1 protein-coding gene is annotated in these 2,186 nt (G+C 70.4%); it reads left to right on the forward strand.

All coding sequences use genetic code 11. From position 1 onward, the window contains the following. The coding region (gene mfd, locus VLF38_RS00570) for a transcription-repair coupling factor (protein ID WP_325269347.1) at positions 1-2,186 on the forward strand (2,186 nt) is incomplete at both ends.

Here is a 2,186-nt window from a genome sequence, read left to right on the forward strand (position 1 = left end):
GGGCCAACGTCGTCACGGTGACCTGCGGGCACCTCGTCCACGGCCTGGTGGACGAGGAGGCCAGGGTCGCGATCGTCACCGGCGACGACCTGTCGGGCCAGAAGGCGTCGACCCGCGACATGCGGAAGATGCCGGCGCGCCGCAAGCGGCAGATCGACCCGCTCGAGCTCAAGGCCGGCGACTACGTGGTGCACGAGCAGCACGGCGTCGGCCGGTTCGTGGAGATGAAGCAGCGCGAGATCGGTGGCGCGGTGCGCGAGTACCTCGTCCTCGAGTACGGCCCCAGCAAGCGCGGCGGCCCCAACGACATGCTCTACGTGCCCGCCGACACCCTCGACCAGGTCACCCGCTACGTCGGCGGCGAGAACCCCAGCCTCGACCGGCTCGGCGGCGGCGACTGGACCAAGCGCAAGAACAAGGCGCGGCGCGCGGTCCGCGAGATCGCGGCCGAGCTGATCAAGCTCTACGCCGCCCGCCAGGCCACCAGGGGCCACGCCTACGGCCCCGACACGCCGTGGCAGCGCGAGCTCGAGGACGCGTTCCCGTTCACCGAGACCGTCGACCAGCTCACGACGGTCGACGAGGTGAAGGCCGACATGCGCCAGGTCGTGCCGATGGACCGGCTCGTGTGCGGCGACGTCGGCTACGGCAAGACCGAGATCGCGGTGCGCGCGGCCTTCAAGGCCGTGCAGGACGGCAAGCAGGTCGCGGTGCTGGTGCCGACGACGCTGCTCGTCACCCAGCACCTGTCGACCTTCTCCGAGCGGATGTCGGGCTTCCCGGTCGTCATCAAGGGCCTGTCGCGGTTCCAGACCGACAAGGAGGCCAGGGAGGTCATCGCCGGGCTCGAGGACGGCTCGGTCGACATCGTGGTCGGCACCCACCGCCTGCTCAACCCCGACATCAGGGTGAAGGACCTCGGCCTGATCATCGTCGACGAGGAGCAGCGCTTCGGCGTCGAGCACAAGGAGCAGATGAAGCGGATGCGCACCTCCGTCGACGTGCTCTCGATGAGTGCCACGCCGATCCCGCGCACCCTGGAGATGGCGGTCACGGGCATCCGCGAGATGTCGACCATCACGACGCCCCCGGAGGAGCGGCACCCGGTCCTGACCTACGTCGGCGCCTACGAGGACCGCCAGGTCGTCGCAGCCGTGCGCCGTGAGCTGCTGCGCGAGGGCCAGGTCTTCTACATCCACAACCGCGTGCAGTCGATCGAGAAGGCCGCCGCCCGGATCCGTGAGCTCGTGCCCGAGGCGCGGGTGGCCACCGCGCACGGGCAGATGGGCGAGCACGCCCTCGAGCAGGTCATGCTCGACTTCTGGGAGAAGCGGTTCGACGTGCTGGTCTGCACGACCATCGTCGAGAGCGGCCTCGACGTGTCCAACGCCAACACGATGATCATCGAGCGCTCCGACACCCTCGGCCTCTCGCAGCTGCACCAGCTGCGGGGTCGTGTCGGCCGCTCGCGCGAGCGCGCCTACGCCTACTTCCTCTACCCCGCGGAGAAGCCGCTGACCGAGACCGCCCACGAGCGCCTCGCGACCTTGGCCCAGCACTCCGACCTCGGCGGCGGCATGGCGATCGCGATGAAGGACCTCGAGATCCGCGGCGCCGGCAACCTGCTCGGCGGCGAGCAGTCCGGCCACATCGCCGACGTCGGCTTCGACCTCTACGTCCGGCTCGTGGGCGAGGCGGTCGCCGACTTCAAGGGCGGCGGCGAGGACGACCAGCTTCAGGAGGTGCGCATCGAGCTGCCCGTCGACGCCCATCTGCCCCACGACTACATCCCCAGCGAGCGACTCCGGCTCGAGATCTACAAGCGCCTCGCCGAGGTCCGCACCGACGCCGACGTCGACGAGGTGCGCGCCGAGCTGCTCGACCGCTACGGCAACCCGCCCGAGGTCGTGGAGTCCCTCTTGGTGGTCGCCCGCTTCCGCGCCCGCTGCCGCCAGGTCGGGGTGGGCGAGGTGACGGTGGCCGGCAAGTACGTCCGGTTCGCGCCGGTCGACCTGCCCGACTCCCGCGTCGTACGCCTCCAGCGCCTCCATCCGAAGAGCGTCGTCAAGGCGCCCGTCAGTACGATCCTCGTGCCGCGTCCCCAGAGCGCGGGGTTCCCCGTCCGCCCGGTGGCGGGCGTCGCCCTGCTTGAATGGGCGCGCGGCGTGATCGACGAGGTGATCGCA

The sequence above is a fragment of the Nocardioides sp. genome, from assembly GCF_035481145.1.
Taxonomy (GTDB): Bacteria; Actinomycetota; Actinomycetes; order Propionibacteriales; family Nocardioidaceae; genus Nocardioides.